The 16,416-nt window shown below is 71.4% G+C and carries 11 protein-coding genes; 10 read left to right on the top strand and 1 reads right to left on the bottom strand.

Features of this window, described 5'->3' with window-relative positions; all coding sequences use genetic code 11:
• Positions 1–2: 2 nt before the first annotated feature.
• Positions 3–839 (top strand): methylenetetrahydrofolate reductase, encoded by an 837-nt coding sequence (locus tag SMA5143A_RS31970; RefSeq protein ID WP_107466340.1) that lies wholly within the window; start codon positions 3–5, stop codon positions 837–839.
• 98 nt (positions 840–937) lie between these two features.
• Here SMA5143A_RS31970 and purU read toward each other — a convergent pair whose 3' ends face one another.
• Positions 938–1,810, bottom strand: coding sequence for a formyltetrahydrofolate deformylase (gene purU / locus SMA5143A_RS31965; protein ID WP_099969252.1), 873 nt, complete (start codon positions 1,808–1,810; stop codon positions 938–940).
• Positions 1,811–2,027: 217 nt separating this feature from the next.
• Here purU and SMA5143A_RS31960 point away from each other — a divergent pair, with 217 nt between their 5' ends.
• The 9 genes from SMA5143A_RS31960 to SMA5143A_RS31920 all read left to right on the top strand — a co-directional run bounded on the left by SMA5143A_RS31960 (position 2,028) and on the right by SMA5143A_RS31920 (position 16,378).
• A complete protein-coding gene (locus tag SMA5143A_RS31960; RefSeq protein ID WP_107466339.1) occupies positions 2,028–3,497 on the top strand; it encodes an aldehyde dehydrogenase family protein in 1,470 nt (489 codons plus the stop codon).
• Between the two features lie 20 nt (positions 3,498–3,517).
• Positions 3,518–4,606, top strand: coding sequence for a quaternary amine ABC transporter ATP-binding protein (locus SMA5143A_RS31955; protein ID WP_107466338.1), 1,089 nt, complete (start codon positions 3,518–3,520; stop codon positions 4,604–4,606).
• Positions 4,606–6,636, top strand: a complete 2,031-nt coding sequence (locus tag SMA5143A_RS31950) for an ABC transporter permease (protein ID WP_107466337.1) — start codon at positions 4,606–4,608, stop codon at positions 6,634–6,636. Before SMA5143A_RS31955 ends, SMA5143A_RS31950 begins: the two co-directional genes overlap by 1 nt.
• 12 nt (positions 6,637–6,648) lie before the next feature.
• Positions 6,649–7,626: an ABC transporter substrate-binding protein gene (locus SMA5143A_RS31945; protein ID WP_107466336.1), complete on the top strand. Its 978-nt coding sequence runs from the start codon at positions 6,649–6,651 to the stop codon at positions 7,624–7,626.
• A 233-nt stretch (positions 7,627–7,859) separates the two neighbouring features.
• Positions 7,860–10,298 carry a GcvT family protein gene (locus tag SMA5143A_RS31940; protein ID WP_107466335.1) on the top strand — a complete coding sequence of 813 codons (2,439 nt, stop codon included), beginning with the start codon at positions 7,860–7,862 and terminating at the stop codon, positions 10,296–10,298.
• Positions 10,299–10,307: 9 nt separating this feature from the next.
• Entirely contained in the window at positions 10,308–11,168 is an 861-nt protein-coding gene (locus SMA5143A_RS31935) for a bifunctional methylenetetrahydrofolate dehydrogenase/methenyltetrahydrofolate cyclohydrolase (RefSeq protein WP_107466334.1), read from the top strand.
• A 31-nt stretch (positions 11,169–11,199) separates the two neighbouring features.
• Positions 11,200–12,432 carry a sarcosine oxidase subunit beta family protein gene (locus SMA5143A_RS31930; RefSeq protein WP_107466333.1) on the top strand — a complete coding sequence of 411 codons (1,233 nt, stop codon included), beginning with the start codon at positions 11,200–11,202 and terminating at the stop codon, positions 12,430–12,432.
• A gap of 36 nt (positions 12,433–12,468) precedes the next feature.
• On the top strand, positions 12,469–15,783 hold the full coding sequence (locus SMA5143A_RS31925) for a sarcosine oxidase subunit delta family protein (RefSeq protein ID WP_107466332.1): 3,315 nt from the start codon (positions 12,469–12,471) through the stop codon (positions 15,781–15,783).
• Positions 15,776–16,378 (top strand): sarcosine oxidase subunit gamma, encoded by a 603-nt coding sequence (locus SMA5143A_RS31920; RefSeq protein WP_107466331.1) that lies wholly within the window; start codon positions 15,776–15,778, stop codon positions 16,376–16,378. The genes SMA5143A_RS31925 and SMA5143A_RS31920 overlap by 8 nt, the downstream gene beginning before the upstream one ends.
• Positions 16,379–16,416: the final 38 nt, after the last annotated feature.

Genomic DNA, 16,416 nt, shown 5'->3' with positions numbered 1-16,416 from the left:
GGTTGACCGCCCCGGGACTCAGTGCGCTGCTGCGCCGCGTCCGCTACGAGGTGCTGCCCGCCAGGGCGACGGAGGAGAAGGTCCTCGCCCATGTGCCGCGCGACGTCGTCGTCACCGTGACGGCGTCCCCCGTCAAGGGCCTGGAGCCGACCCTCGACCTCGCCGCGCGGCTCGCCGCCCACGGCTACCGCGTCGTCCCGCACGTGCCCGCGCGGCTGCTGCGGGACGACGCCCACCTGAAGGAGACCGTCGACCGGCTCCGCGAGTCCGGTGTCGACGACGTCTTCGTGCCGGCCGGCGACGCCGATCCGCCGGCCGGGACGTACGACGGGGCGCTGCCGGTGCTGCGCCGCCTCAGCGAGCTGGGGCGGCCCTTCGCCGAGGTCGGCGTCACCGGCTACCCCGAGAGCCATCCGCTGATCCACGACGACATCACCGTCCAGGCCATGTGGGACAAGCGCGAGCACGCCACGTACGTCGTGAGCAACCTCTGCTTCGACCCGCGGGTGCTCGGGCAGTGGATCGCCCGGGTGCGGGGCAGGGGCGTCGAGCTGCCCGTGTACGTGGGCGTCGCCGGCCCCGTGCAGCGGGCGAAGCTGCTGGCCATGGCGACGAAGATCGGGGTGGGGGAGTCGACGCGGTTCCTCGCCAGGCACCCCCTGTGGTTCCTGCGCTTCGCCGCGCCCGGCGGCTACTCGCCCGAGGCCCTGCTGACCCGGTCCGAGGGTGCTCTCACCGCGCCCTCGGCGGGGGTGGCGGGGCTGCACCTGTTCACGTTCAACCAGATCGCCGAGACGGAGGCCTGGCGCCGCACGCTGCTGGACCGCCTCGACGGCTGACACACCCCGGCGGGGCTTTGGACGCGGGCACCCCCGCCGGCCGTATACAAAGAGGGGCGGGGCTGGAGATCCAGCCCCGCCCGCCGTCGTGCCCGCTCTCAGCGGAAGACCACCGTGCGGTTGCCGTCCACCATGACCCGGCTCTCGCTGTGCCACTTCACCGCGTGCGCGAGGACCTGCGCCTCCACGTCACGGCCGACGGTGACGAGGTCCTTGGGGGCGAGGGAGTGGTCGACGCGGACCACGTCCTGCTCGATGATCTGGCCCTCGTCCAGGTCGGGGGTCACATAGTGGGCCGTCGCGCCGACCAGCTTGACCCCGCGGTCGTAGGCCTGGTCGTAGGGGCGGGCGCCCTTGAAGCTGGGCAGGAAGGAGTGGTGGATGTTGATCGCGCGGCCCTCCAGCTGCTTGCACAGGTCGTCGGAGAGGATCTGCATGTAGCGGGCCAGCACCACCAGGTCGACGTCGAGGTCGCGCACCAGCTCCAGCAGCCGCGCCTCCGCCTCGGCCTTGGTGTCCCGGGTGACCGGGACGTGGTGGAAGGGGATGCCGTAGGTCTCCGCGAGCCCCTCGAAGTCCCGGTGGTTGGAGACGATCGCCGGGATCTCGATGTTGAGGGCGCCGGAGCGGCTGCGGAAGAGCAGGTCGTTCAGGCAGTGGCCGAACCGGGACACCATGATGAGCGTCCGGGTCGGGGTGGATGCCTCGCTGAGGGCCCAGGAGATGCGGTACGCCTCGGCGACCGGACCGAACCGGTACCGCAGCGTCTTCAGCTCCGCGTCCGGGTCGGAGACATCGAAATGGACCCTCATGAAGAAGCGGCCCTGGAGCCGGTCGTCGAACTGCTGGCTCTCCAGGATGTTCCCGGAGTTCCTCACGAGGAAGCCGCTCACCGCGTGGACCAGCCCCGCGCTGTCGGGACACGAGAGGGTGAGGACGTACTCACGGCCAGGGTGCGGTCGAGGGGACATGACAGCCTCCGTCGGTGCGTATTGCACAACAAGGTGAGCGATACGCAACATGGTCGGCTTGACGCCGCTCCCGGTCAAGGGTGGACGCGCAAGTGTCCGCATGGCTGAATCGTCATCCACCAACCTCTTGACGTAGGTCTTGGCGCCCGACAGGGTGTTCCACCACAAGCAATTGGATGCATGATGCGCAACGCATTTCAGCTGAAGGGCTTGGCGAGTGGCAGACCTGTATGTGGCGGGGACGTGGCGGGATCCGGTGGCCGGAGGGCGACGGGAGATCCGCTGCCCCGCTGACGGCTCGCTCGCCGCGACCGTCTCGGAAGGCACCCGATCCGACACCGAGGCGGCGATCGCGGCGGCCCGTGCCGCCTTCGACGAGGGACCGTGGCCGCACACCCCCGAGCGGGAGCGCGGCGCACTGCTGCTGCGCACGGCCGACATCATCGAACGCGACGCGAAGGAATTCGCCCGCGCCGAGTCGCTGGACACCGGGAAGCGGCTGGTGGAGAGCGAGTACGACATCGCCGACGTCGTCTCCTGCTTCCGCTACTACGGCGGTCTCGGCGGCACCGACGCCGGCCGGGTGATCGACACCGGACGCGACGACGCCGTCAGCCGTGTGGTGTACGAGCCGATCGGCGTCTGCGGACTCATCACCCCCTGGAACTACCCGCTCCTGCAAGCCAGTTGGAAGGTCGCCCCGGCGCTCCTCGCCGGCAACACGGTCGTCCTGAAGCCCAGCGAGCTGACCCCCTCCACCTCGATCCTGCTGATGCGGGCGCTGGCGGAGGCCGGGCTCCCGGCCGGGGCCGCCAACCTCGTCCTCGGCACCGGCCCCGAGGTGGGCGCCCCGCTCTCCGAGGACCCGAGGGTCGACATGGTCTCCTTCACCGGGGGACTGGGCACCGGCAGACGGATCATGGCCACCGCCGCCGCGACCGTGAAGAAGGTGGCGCTCGAACTCGGCGGCAAGAACCCCAACGTGATCTTCGCCGACGCCGACTTCGAGACGGCTGTGGACTTCGCGCTCACGGCCGTCTTCCTGCACTCGGGGCAGGTCTGCTCGGCCGGCGCCCGGCTGATCGTCGAGGACTCCCTGCACGACCGCCTCGTCGACGAGATCGTCCGCCGGGCCCGGCTCATCCGGCTCGGCGGGCCCTTCGACGACGAGGCCGAGACCGGCGCGCTGATCTCCGCACAGCACCGGGAGAAGGTCGAGGCGTACGTCGCGGCGGGCCTCGCCGAGGGCTCCGTCCTGCGGTGCGGCGGCGAACGGCCCACCGACCCGGCCCTCGCGAACGGCTGGTTCTACCCGCCGACCGTGCTCGACGAGTGCCGGCAGGACATGCGCGTGGTGCACGAGGAGTCCTTCGGGCCCGTGCTCACGGTGGAGCGGTTCACCGACGAGGACGACGCCGTGCGCATCGCCAACGACACCGAGTACGGACTCGCCGGAGCCGTCTGGACGCAGGACGCGGGCAAGGCCCAGCGGGTCGCCCGCAGGCTGCGCCACGGCACGGTGTGGATCAACGACTACCACCCCTATGTGCCGCAAGCGGAATGGGGTGGCTTCGGGCACTCGGGCGTGGGCCGGGAGCTGGGACCGACCGGCCTGAACGAGTACCGAGAGCCCAAGCACATCTGGCAGAACATCCAACCCCGGCCGCAGCACTGGTTCCGCGGCTGAACGCCGAAAAGAGGTCGATCGTGACCCCAACGCAGACCGAGGTACCGCAGCGGCGCGGCACACCTCAGGACTCGGACGGTACCCCGGTCATATCCGTGCGCCGGCTGTGGAAGGTGTTCGGGCCGAAGGCAGACCGGGTGCCGGAGTCGGAGGAGCTGTGCGGCCTCACCCGCCGTGAGCTCATGGACCGCACCGGATGCACCGCGGCCGTGCGCGACGTGAACTTCGACGTCCGCAAGGGCGAGGTCTTCGTCGTCATGGGCCTGTCCGGCTCCGGCAAGTCCACCCTGGTGCGATGTCTCACCCGCCTGATCGAGCCCACTTCCGGGGAGCTCGTCTTCGAGGGAGAGGACATCCGTGAGGCGGACGCCAGGCGCCTGCGGGACCTCAGGCGGAGCAAGTTCTCCATGGTCTTCCAGCACTTCGGGCTGCTGCCGCACCGCCGGGTCGTCGACAACGTGGCGTTCGGCCTGGAGATCCGCGGCATGAGCAAGGCGGAGCGGACCAGACGGGCCCTGGAGGTCGTCGAACTCGTCGGCCTCTCCGGCTACGAGAACTCCTACCCCGACCAGCTCTCCGGCGGTATGCAACAGCGCGTCGGCCTCGCCCGGGCGCTCGCCGGCGACCCGGACGTCCTCTTCTTCGACGAGCCGTTCTCGGCGCTCGACCCGCTGATCCGCCGCGACATGCAGAACGAGGTCATCCGGCTGCACCACGAGGTCGGCAAGACGATGGTCTTCATCACCCACGACCTCTCCGAGGCGCTCAAACTCGGCGACCGCATCCTCATCATGCGGGACGGCAAGATGGTCCAGTGCGGCACCGGCGACGAGCTGGTGGGCGCCCCCGCCGACGACTACGTCCGCGAATTCGTCAAGGACGTCCCGCGCGGCGATGTGCTCACCCTGCGGTGGATCATGCGGCCGGTCGCCGACGGCGACGCCCTGGACGGCCCCGAGCTGGGCCCGGACGTCGTGGTCCGCGAGGCGACCCGCGCGGTGCTGGCGGCCGACAAGCCGGTCAAGGTCGTCGAGAACGGCGAACTGCTCGGCATCGTCGGCGACGAGGAGATCCTCGCGGTGGTCGCCGGGCAGGAAGGCGGCGTGTGATGACCGTCGCCGTGGAGAAGCCGGAACAACCGCAGAAGCCCGAACCCCCGCTGAAGACCGATGCCGTCCCCCCGGCCGCCGCGCCAGGCGCCCGCACACGGAAAGTCGGACGCGGCACCGCCGTCGCGGCGATCGTCGTCGTCTGGCTGGTGCTCTTCGCCCTGCTGCGCGGCAGGCAGACCCTGACCCTCGCCGCGGCGGACCTCACGGATCTGCACCGCTGGATCAACGACCTCAACGACTCCATCGGCGCCAACCGCAACTCCAACCCGCTCTTCCTCTACTTCTTCAATGAGATCCGGCTGGTCATCGACACCCTGGTGACCTTCGTCCAGGAGCTGATCTCCCAGCCGTCCGCCGGCCGTCCCCTCCCGCAGATCGGCTGGCTCGGCGTCGTCGGCGTCGTCGGCTATGTCTCCTGGGCCGTGGGCAACTGGCGGGTGGCGCTGCTGGCCGTGGCCGGCTTCACCTTCTTCGGGCTCCAGGGGCTGTGGCAGGAGAGCATGGACACCCTGGCCCTCACCGTCTCCGCGGTCCTCGTGGCGCTGCTGTTCGCGATCCCGCTCGGTGTGTGGGCAGGGCTCTCCGACCGGTTCAACCGGATCGTGACGCCCTTCCTGGACTTCATGCAGACGATGCCGACCTTCGTCTACCTGGCCCCGCTGACGCTGTTCTTCCTCATCGGCGGTGCCTCGGCCACCATCGCCACCGTCATCTACGCGGCGCCGCCCGCCATCCGGATCACCGCGCACGCCATCCGGTCCGTCCCCGAGACCACCGTCGAGGCGGCCGACTCGCTCGGCGCGACCCGGCGGCAGGCACTGCTGAAGGTGCTGCTGCCGATGTCCAAGCGGACCGTGGTGATGGGCGTCAACCAGTCGATCATGGCCGCCCTGGCCATGGTGACGATCGCCGCCCTGATCGACGCGCCCGGCCTCGGCAAGACCGTCATGCAGGCCCTGGAGTCACTCGACGTGGGCACCGCCTTCAACGCGGGCCTCGCCATCGTCGTCATGGCGATCGTCCTCGACCGGGTGACCACCGCGGCGAGCGCCCGTCAGGAGGCGGCCCGGCACGCCGGCGGCCGGTTCACGACCTGGCGGCGGCCGCTGCTGGCCGCGGGCGGTACGGTCGCGGCCGTCCTCGTCTACCTGTCGCACACCTATGTGTGGGCGGCGGAGTTCCCCGGCGAGGGCACGACCGGCAGCTCCATCGCGAAGGCGGCCGACACCACCACGACCTGGGTGCAGGACGGCCTCTCCGGCCTCACCAACGCCTTCCGCGACGCCATCAGCTACGGTCTGCTCAACCCGTTCCAGTCGCTGCTCACCGACTCGCCGTGGTGGCTCGTCGCCGCCGTGCTGATCGCGCTCGGCGTGGTGCTCGGCGGATGGCGGGCCGGTGCCGTCGCCGCCGTCTGCGTGGCTCTGCTGGTCGGGACGGGCCTGTGGTCGGACGCGATGACGACGCTGGCCTCCACCCTCGTGGCGACCGTGCTCGTGATGGTGCTCGGCATGGCCTTCGGGGTGTGGATGGGGCGCAGCCTCCTCGTGGACCGGGTGCTGCGGCCGACCCTCGACGCGGCGCAGGTCATGCCGCCGTTCGTCTACCTCGTGCCGTTCCTCGCGCTGTTCGGGGCGACCCGCTTCACGGCCATCGTCGCCGCGATCGTCTACGCGGCACCCGTCGCCATCAAGATCATCGCGGATGGGGTGCGGGCCGTGCCGGAGGCCACCGTCGAGGCGGCCACCTCCGCCGGGTGCAACACCTGGCAGATCATCACCAAGGTTCAACTGCCGATGTCACGCAGTGCCCTGACGCTCGCGACCAATCAGGGCCTGATCTACGTGCTGTCGATGGTTGTCGTGGGCGGCCTGGTAGGAGCGGGCGCCCTCGGCCACGACGTCGTGGCCGGATTCTCCCAGGGGCAGCTGTACGGGAAGGGCCTGGCGGCCGGGTTCGCCATCGTCCTGCTCGGAGTCATGTTCGACCGGATCACTCAGGCCGCGGCGCGACGCGTGAGCGCGTAAGGAGCACTGACCATGGCAACACAAGTACGACAGTGGAGAGCCGGCGTGGCCGGAGCGGCCGTCCTCGGGCTCGCCCTGACCGCCTGCGGCGGCGCGAAGGTCGGTGAGGAATCGGCGGGCTCGGGCGGTTCGGGCGGCTCCGGGAAGTGCGGCGCCTTCAACCTCGCCGTGAACCCGTGGGTGGGCTACGAGGCCAACGCGGCGGTCGTCGCGTACGTCGCGGAGCACGACCTCGGCTGCAAGGTCACCAAGAAGGACCTGAAGGAGGAGATCGCCTGGCAGGGCTTCGGGACGGGTGAGGTCGACGCCGTCATCGAGAACTGGGGCCACGACGATCTGAAGAAGAAGTACATCACCGACCAGAAGACGGCCGTCGAGGCCGGTGCCACCGGCAACAAGGGGCTGATCGGCTGGTACGTGCCGCCGTGGCTCGCCAAGGAGCACCCCGACATCACCGACTGGAAGAACCTGAACAAGTACGCCGACAAGTTCAGGACCTCCGAGTCCGGCGGCAAGGGCCAGCTCCTCGACGGCGACCCGTCGTTCGTCACCAACGACGAGGCCCTGGTGAAGAACCTGAAGCTGGACTTCAAGGTGGTGTACGCGGGCAGCGAGACCGCGCTCATCCAGACCTTCCGCAAGGCGGAGAAGAACAAGGAATGGGTGATCGGCTACTTCTACGAGCCGCAGTGGTTCATGTCCGAGGTGCCCCTGGTAAAGGTGAAGCTGCCGGAGTACAAGACCGGCTGTGACGCCGACGCGGAGAAGGTCGCCTGCGACTACCCCGTCTACGAACTGGACAAGATCGTCAGCACGAAGTTCGCCAAGTCGGACAGCCCGGCGTACAACCTGGTCAAGAACTTCACCTGGACGAACGACGACCAGAACACCGTGGCCAAGTACATCGCCGTGGACAAGATGGCGCCGGAGGCGGCGGCGAAGAAGTGGGTCGAGGCCAACCGCGCCAAGGTGGACGCCTGGATCAAGTGATCGAGTAGCGAGGTCGGAAGACCGGTCGGACGAGCCCGGCGGGCGGCGTGCACAGGGGTGCGCCGCCCGCCGGGCTTCGCCGTTCCCGGGCCCTTTCCGAAGGCCGTTTTCCGACGTCACGGACCCCTTGACACCCCCTCCTCGCGACAGGCACATTGAGTTGCGCAACCTGAACCACGTTGCGCAGACAGCAACTGAACCGGCTGGACTCGTTTTCAATCGGAGGTGCGGCGATGGCGGGACCCCGAGTGGTCATCATCGGAGCGGGCGTCGTTGGCGCGGCACTCGCGGACGAGATCTCCGCGCGCGGCTGGACCGAAGTGACCGTGGTCGACCAGGGGCCGCTCCCCGCCACCGGGGGCTCCACGTCGCACGCCCCGGGCCTGGTCTTCCAGACGAACTCCTCCAAGACCATGACGGAGCTGGCCCGCTACACCGTCGAGAAGTTCTGCTCCCTCGACGTCGACGGCAAGCCCTGCTTCCTCCAGGTCGGCGGCCTCGAAGTGGCCACCACCCCCGAACGCCTGACCGAACTGCACCGCCGTCACGGCTGGGTCACCGCCTGGGGCATCGAGGCCCGGCTGCTGACCGCCGAGGAGTGCGTCGAGCAGCACCCGCTCGTCGACCCCGACCGGGTCCTCGGCGGCCTCCTCGTCCCGACGGACGGCCTCGCCAAGGCCGTCCTCGCCGTCGAGGCGCAGATTCGCCGGGCCACCGAGCGCGGCGTACGCTTCCTCGCCCGCCACGAGGTCCTGGACATCCTCCGGACCGACGGCCGGGTGACGGGCGTCCGCACCGACCAGGGCGACCTGGAGGCCGACATCGTGGTGTGCTGCGCCGGCATCTGGGGCCCGCGCATCGCCCGCATGGCCGGCATGAACCTCCCGCTCACCCCGCTCGCCCATCAGCTCGCCTGGACCGGCCCCGTACCGGCCCTGGCCGGCCAGACCGAGGAGGCGGTCCGCCCGATCCTGCGGCACCAGGACGCCGACCTCTACTACCGCGACCGGTTCGACGGCATCGGCATCGGCTACTACGGCCACCGCCCGATGCCGATCTCCGCCGACGACATCCGCTCCTTCGACGACGCGCAGCCGATGCCCTCGGTCCTGAAGTTCACCGAGGACGACTTCGCGGACGCCTGGACCGAGACCCAGTCGCTGCTCCCGGCGACGAAGGAGGCGAAGGTCGAGGAGGGCATCAACGGCCTGTTCTCCTTCACCACCGACAATTTCCCGCTCCTCGGCGAGTCCCCCGACGTCAAGGGGTTCTGGGTCGCCGAGGCCGTGTGGGTCACCCACTCCGCGGGCGTCGGCCGGGCCATGGCCGAGTGGCTCGTCGACGGCCACTGCTCGTCGTTCGACCTGCACGAGTGCGACGTCAACCGCTTCGAGCCGCACCAGCTCAGCCCCGAGTACGTGCTGGCCCGCGACTGCCGGAACTTCGTCGAGGTCTACGACATCCTCCACCCCCTCCAGCCCTCCGGAGAGCCCCGCCCGATCCGCAGGAGCCCCTTCCACGCACGCCAGGAGGAGCACGGCGCGTTCTTCCTGGAGGCGAACGGCTGGGAGCGCCCGCAGTGGTACGAGGCGAACGCGTCCCTCGTCGAGGGCCGCAGCATCCCCACCCCGAACGACTGGGCGGCGCAGTTCTGGTCGCCGATCGTCGGCGCGGAGGCGCAGGTCACCCGTGAGACGGTCGCGATGTACGACATGACGGCCCTCAAGCGCCTGGAGGTCACCGGCCCCGGCGCCGCCGACTTCCTGGAGCGGCTGACCACCAGCAAGGTCGCCAAGTCCGTCGGCTCGGTGACCTACACCCTGCTCCTCGACCACGACGGCGGCATCCGCAGCGACATCACCGTCGCCCGCCTGGGCCGCGACCTCTTCCAGGTCGGCGCCAACGGCAACCTCGACCTCGACTGGTTCGGCCGGCACCTCCCCGCCGACGGCACGGTCCAGGTCCGTGACATCACCCCCGGCACCGCTTGCGTCGGCCTGTGGGGCCCGCTGGCCCGCAAGGTCCTCCAGGCGCTCACCGACGAGGACTTCACCAACGACGGCCTGAAGTACTTCCGCGCCAAGCGCGCCCACATCGGCTCCGTGCCCGTGACCGCCATGCGCCTGTCGTACGTCGGTGAACTCGGCTGGGAGCTCTACACCACCGCCGACCTCGGCCAGAAGCTGTGGGACACCCTCTGGGCGGCGGCCCGGCCGCTCGGCGGCATCATCGCCGGCCGCGGGGCCTTCAACAGCCTGCGCCTGGAGAAGGGCTACCGCTCCTTCGGCACCGACATGACGTACGAGCACGACCCCTACGAGGCCGGTGTCGGCTTCGCCGTCAAGCTCGACAAGGGCGACTTCATCGGGAAGGCCGCGCTGGAGCGCCGCAAGGAGGACGTGCGGCGCAGGCTGACCTGCCTCACCATCGACGACCCCCGCTCGGTCGTCATGGGCAAGGAGCCCGTGTACGACGGCGACCGCGCCGTCGGGTACGTCACCAGCGCCGCGTACGGCTACACCATCGGCAAGGGCATCGCCTACGCCTGGCTGCCGACGGAGGTGGCGGTGCCCGGGACGACCGTGCACATCGGCTACTTCGACCAGCGTGTGGAGGCAGTCGTGGCCGAGGAGCCGCTGTTCGACCCGTCGATGTCCCGGCTGCGTGGGTGAGGGGTCACCGTGACCGCACAGACGCTTGACGGGAAGGCGACCGCCGCCGCCGTCCGCCGTGAACTCGCCGAACGAGTCGCCAAGCTGACCGCCGACGGCGGTCGCCCGCCCGGGCTCGGCACGGTGCTGGTCGGGGACGACCCCGGCAGCCGCGCCTACGTCGCCGGCAAGCACCGGGACTGCGCCGAGGTGGGCATCGCCTCCCTCCGCCGGGAACTGCCCGCCGACGCCACCCAGCGGCAGGTCGAGGACGTCATCGACGAACTCAACGCGGACCCCGCCTGCACCGGCTACATCGTCCAGCTGCCGCTGCCCCGCCACCTGGACGCGGGCGCCGTCCTGGAGCGGATGGACCCGGCCAAGGACGCCGACGGACTCCACCCCGTGAACCTCGGCCGGCTCACCCTCGGCGAGACGGCACCCCTGCCCTGCACCCCGCGCGGCATCGTCGAACTGCTCCGCCGGTACGACGTCCCCGTAGCCGGCGCCCGGGTCTGCGTCGTCGGACGCGGCATCACGGTCGGCCGCCCCCTCGGCCTCCTCCTCACCCGCCGGTCGGAGAACGCCACCGTCACCCTCTGCCACACCGGGACCAAGGGCCTGGCCCGGCATGTCCGCGAGGCGGAGATCGTCGTCGCCGCGGCCGGCTCGCCCGGACTGATCACCAAGGACATGCTGCGCCCCGGCGCGGCCGTCCTGGACGTCGGTATCACCCGCACCGACGACGGGCTGGTCGGCGATGTGCACCCGGACGCCGCCGAGGTGGCCGGCCGGCTCGCGCCGATGCCCGGCGGCGTCGGCCCCATGACACGGGCGATGCTCCTCGCCAATGTGGTCGAGGCCGCCGAGAGGAACGCGAACCCCGTATGAACCTGTCCCTTCCCGTGGACGGAGCCGTCCGATGAGCCCCCGTACCCCCGGCGCCGAACTCCCCGAGCACCCCGACTGGCTGTGGCGCACACCGGAACCGAAGCGGTCCTACGACGTGATCGTCGTCGGCGGCGGCGGACACGGCCTCGCCACCGCCCACTACCTCGCGAAGAACCACGGCATCACCAAGGTCGCCGTGCTGGAGAAGGGCTGGCTCGCGGGCGGCAACATGGCCCGCAACACCACGATCATCCGCTCCAACTACCTGTGGGACGAGAGCGCCGGCATCTACGAGCACGCCCTCAAGCTCTGGGAAGGGCTGGCGGACGAACTCGACTACCCGATCCTCTTCTCCCAGCGCGGTGTGCTGAACCTCGCCCACAGCCTCCAGGACGTCCGCGACAGCGTGCGCCGCGTGGAGGCGAACCGCCTCAACGGCGTCGACGCCGAGTGGCTGGACGCGGACGGGGTGAAGGACGTCTGCCCGATCGTCAACACCTCGCCCGACGTGCGCTATCCGGTCCTCGGCGGCACCTACCAGCCCCGCGCCGGCATCGCCAAGCACGACCACGTCGCGTGGGGCCTGGCCCGCTCCGCCGACGCGGCCGGCATCGACATCATCCAGAACTGCGAGGTCACCGGCCTCGACGTGGTCGGCAACCGCGTGGTCGGCGTCCGGACCAACCTGGGCCCCATCGCGGCCGGCAAGGTCGCCCTCTGCTCGGCCGGCCACACCTCGGTGCTGGCGGCCATGGCGGGCATCGAACTGCCCCTCCAGAGCCACCCCTTGCAGGCACTCGTCTCCGAGCTGCTGGAACCGGTCCACCCGACGGTCGTGATGTCCAACGCGGTCCATGTGTACGTCAGCCAGGCCCACAAGGGCGAGCTGGTGATGGGCGCGGGCATCGACTCCTACAACGCGTACACACAGCGCGGCGCCTTCCACATCATCGAGGAACAGATGTCGGCGGCCCTGGAACTCTTCCCGGTCTTCGCCCGCGCCCACGTCCTGCGCACCTGGGGCGGCATCGTCGACGTCAGCCCCGACGCCTCGCCGATCATCGGCCTCACCCCGGTCGACAACCTCTACCTCAACTGCGGCTGGGGCACGGGCGGCTTCAAGGCCACCCCCGGTGTCGGCTGGGTCTACGCCCACACCATCGCCCACGACACCCCCCACCCCCTCAACGCCCCCTTCTCGCTCGACCGTTTCACCACCGGCGCGCTCGTCGACGAGCACGGCGCGGCCGCGGTGGCCCACTAGGACCGCTGGACCACTGGACCACTTGGGAGCCGAACCATGCTGCTCATCCCCTGCCCGTGGTGCGGGCCCCGCGACGAGGCCGAGTTCCACTACGGCGGTCAGGCCCACGTCCCCTACCCCGAGGACCCGTCGGCCCTCACCGACGAGGAGTGGGCGCGCTACCTCTTCTTCCGCGACAACCCCAAGGGCCCCTTCGCCGAACGCTGGAGCCACGCGGCGGGCTGCCGCCGCTGGTTCAACGCCGTCCGCGACACCTCGACCAACGAGATCCTGACGGTGTACCGGGCGGGCGAGGAACGCCCGGCACCTGTGGGGCCGAGGCCGGTGTTTTCAGCGGGGTCCGGGGCGGCGGCCCCAGAAGGGGCGCGGGGCTGTGCCGATATGCGGCTCCGCCGCGGGGCGCGACCAGCCCCCACCAGCCCGCAGTCGAATGACCACCGCCGCGGGGGTGCGGGGGGCGAAGCCCCCGCCGGGTTCGAAGGGGCGGAGCCCCTTCAGGAGGGGACGGGTAGGGGCGGCGGGGGCGAGACGACCCAGCCGTTCCGCCACGCGACCCGCGGCCGGATCGACCGCGACACCCCCCTCACCTTCACCTTCGACGGCACCGAGTACCGCGGCTTCCGAGGCGACACCCTCGCCTCCGCGCTCCTCGCCAACGGCGTCATCCAGGCGGGCACCAGCATCAAGCTCGGCCGCCCCCGCGGCATCTTCTCCGCCGGGGTCGAGGAACCCAACGCGGTCGTCCAGATCCAGGAGCCCTTCCCCGAGCCCATGCTGCCCGCCACCGCCGTCGAGCTGTACGACGGCCTTGTCGCGAGTAGCCTCCCCGGCCAGGGCCGCCTCGCCACCGTCCCCGACCCCGCCCGCTACGACGCCGTCCACGCCCACTGCGACCTGCTGATCGTCGGCGCGGGCCCGGCCGGCCTCGCGGCGGCAGAGGCGGCCGCCGGAAGCGGCGCCCGCGTCATCCTCGCCGACGACCGGCCCGAGCCCGGCGGCAGCCTCCTGGACACCGGCGAACACCTCGACTGGGCCGACACGGTCACCGCCCGCCTCGGCAACGCCCCCGAGGTCCGCGTCCTGAGCCGTACCACCGTCTTCGGCTACTACGACGACAACCACCTCCTCGCCGTGGAGCGCCGCACCAACCACCTCGGCGCGGCCGCCCCCGAGAACGTCTCCCGCGAGCGGGTCTGGCGGATCCGCGCCCGCCGGGTCGTCCTCGCCACCGGCGCCCACGAGCGCTCCCTGGCCTTCGCGGACAACGACCGCCCCGGTGTGATGCTGGCCGCCTCGGCCCGCGCCCACCTGCACCGCCACGGCGTCCTGCCCGGCCGGCGCGCGGTCGTCCTCACCACCAACGACAGCGCCTACGCCGCCGCCCTGGACCTCGCCGCGGCGGGCGTGGACGTCGCGGCGATCGCCGACACCCGCCCCGAGGCGGGGGAGTGGGCCGAGCGTGCCCGCGAGGCCGGCATCGAGGTGCTGACCGGCCACGCCGTCATCGGCACCGACGGCGACCCCCGGCTCACCGCCGTCACCGTCGCCCCGTACGGGGAGACCGGGGGCGGACGGGAGTTCGCCGCCGACCTGCTGCTGGTGTCCGGCGGCTGGAACCCGGTGGCGCACCTGTTCAGCCAGGCCGGCGGCAGGCTCCGCCACGACGAGGCCCTCGGCACCTTCGTCCCCGACACCTGCCGTCAGGCCGTCGAGGTCGCGGGCGGCGCGAGCGGCACACCGGACCTCGCCGGGGCCCTCGCGCAGGGTGCCGCCGCAGGTGCCCGCGCGATCGAGGCCGAGGGCTACACGGCACAAACGCCCCGCCTGCCGCAGGTGCCCGCACAGCCCCGTCCGACACCGCCCCAGCACCTGTTCACCGTCCCCGGCCGCGACGGCGCCCCCCGATTCGTCGACCTGCAACGCGACGTCACCGTCGACGACCTGGCCCGCGCGACCGGCGCCGGCATGCGCTCCGTCGAGCACACCAAGCGGTACACCACCGCCGGCACCGCCAACGACCAGGGCAAGACGTCCGGCGTCCTCGCCAGTGGTGTCGTCGCCGAACTGCTCGGCGTGGACGTCTCCGCGCTCGGCACGACCACCTTCCGGCCGCCGTACACCCCCGTCTCCTTCGCCGCCCTCGCGGGCCGCGACCGGGGCGCCCTCCACGACCCGGTCCGCACGACGGCCCTGCACGAGTGGCATGTCGCGCACGGCGCCCTCTTCGAGAACGTCGGCCAGTGGAAGCGCCCCTGGTACTACCCGCTGGGCGGCGAGGACATGGAGACCGCCGTGCTGCGCGAGTGCCGGGCCGCCCGCGAGGGCGTCGCCTTCATGGACGCCTCCACCCTCGGCAAGATCGACGTCCAGGGCCCGGACGCCGCCGTCTTCCTCGACCGGCTCTACACCAACATGATGAGCACCCTGAAGGTCGGCATGATCCGCTACGGCGTGATGTGCCGCCTGGACGGCATGGTCTTCGACGACGGCACGGTCATCCGTCTCGCCCAGGACCGCTTCCTGGTCACCACGACCACGGGCAACGCGGCCACCGTCCTCGACTGGATGGAGGAGTGGCTCCAGACCGAGTGGCCCGACCTGCGCGTCCACTGCACCTCGGTGACCGAGCAGTGGGCCACCGTCGCCCTGGTCGGCCCCCGCTCCCGCGACGTCCTCGGCTCCCTCGCACCGGACCTGGCCGTCGCCAACGACGACTTCCCGTTCATGGCGTGGCGGGAGACGACCGTCGCCGGAATCGAGGCCCGCGTCTGCCGGATCAGCTTCTCCGGCGAACTGGCCTACGAGATCAACGTGTCACCGTGGGAGGCCCTCGCCCTCTGGGAGGCGCTGTACGAGGCCGGTGCCCCGCACGGCATCACCCCCTACGGCACCGAGACCATGCACGTGCTGCGCGCCGAGAAGGGCTACCCCATCATCGGCCAGGACACCGACGGCACGGTCACCCCGCAGGACCTCGGCATGGGCTGGGCGGTCTCCAAGAAGAAGCCCGACTTCATCGGCAAGCGCTCCTACGCCCGCGCCGACACCGCCCGCCCCGACCGCAAGCAGCTCGTCGGCCTGCTCCCCGAGGACCCCGGCACCTTCCTCCCGGAGGGCACCCACCTGGTCGCCGACAGCGTGCCCCCCGCGCCGCCCGTCCCGATGCTCGGTCATGTCACCTCCAGCTACCGCAGTGCCGCCCTCGGCCGGACCTTCGCGCTCGCCCTGATCAAGGGCGGCCGGGACCGTATCGGCGAGCGGCTGTACGCCCCCGTCGGCGACCGGCTGGTCCCCGTGACCGTCGCGAGCCCCGTCCTCTTCGACCCCGAGGGAGCCCGCCGCGATGGCTGACACCGTCCTCACGTCCACGCCCCGCAGCCCCCTGGACCGGGCCGCCGCCCGGCTGGCCGCCGCCACCCGCTCCTCCGCCGGCGCGGTCCGGCTCGCCGAACTCCCCTTCCTCACCCAGGTGAACGTGCGCCTCGACGCCAAGGGCCCGGCGGCCGACGCCGTGGGGCTCGCCCTGGACCTGGCCCTGCCCCTCGAACCCAACACCGTCGTCCGCGCCGGTGAGTCGACGGTGCTGTGGCTCGGCCCCGACGAATGGCTCCTGGTGGCCCCGCCCGGCCGGGAGCGGGACCTGGAGACCCGGATCCGGGAGGCGGCAGGCGACGAACCGGTCTCCGTCACCGACGTCTCCGCCCAGCGCACCACGCTCCTCGTCGCCGGCCCCCGCGCCCGCGACGTCCTGGCCCACGGCTGCCCCCTGGACCTGCATCCGCGGGCCTTCCCTCCGGGCCGCTGCGCCCAGACGACCCTCGGCCGCACCCAGGTCGTCCTGGTCGCCCGTGACGAACCCCGGGCCGGTTTCTGGGTCCTGGTCCGCTCGTCCTTCGCCGGCCATCTCGCGGACTGGCTGCTGGACGCGGCGACCGAGTACGTGTGAGCTCGGCGGGCCGGGGCGGTGTGTGGAGCGGCGGACGG

It is taken from the genome of Streptomyces sp. MA5143a (assembly GCF_900290235.1).
Taxonomy (GTDB): domain Bacteria; phylum Actinomycetota; class Actinomycetes; order Streptomycetales; family Streptomycetaceae; genus Streptomyces.
This window is presented reverse-complemented; position numbering and strand designations above follow the sequence as displayed.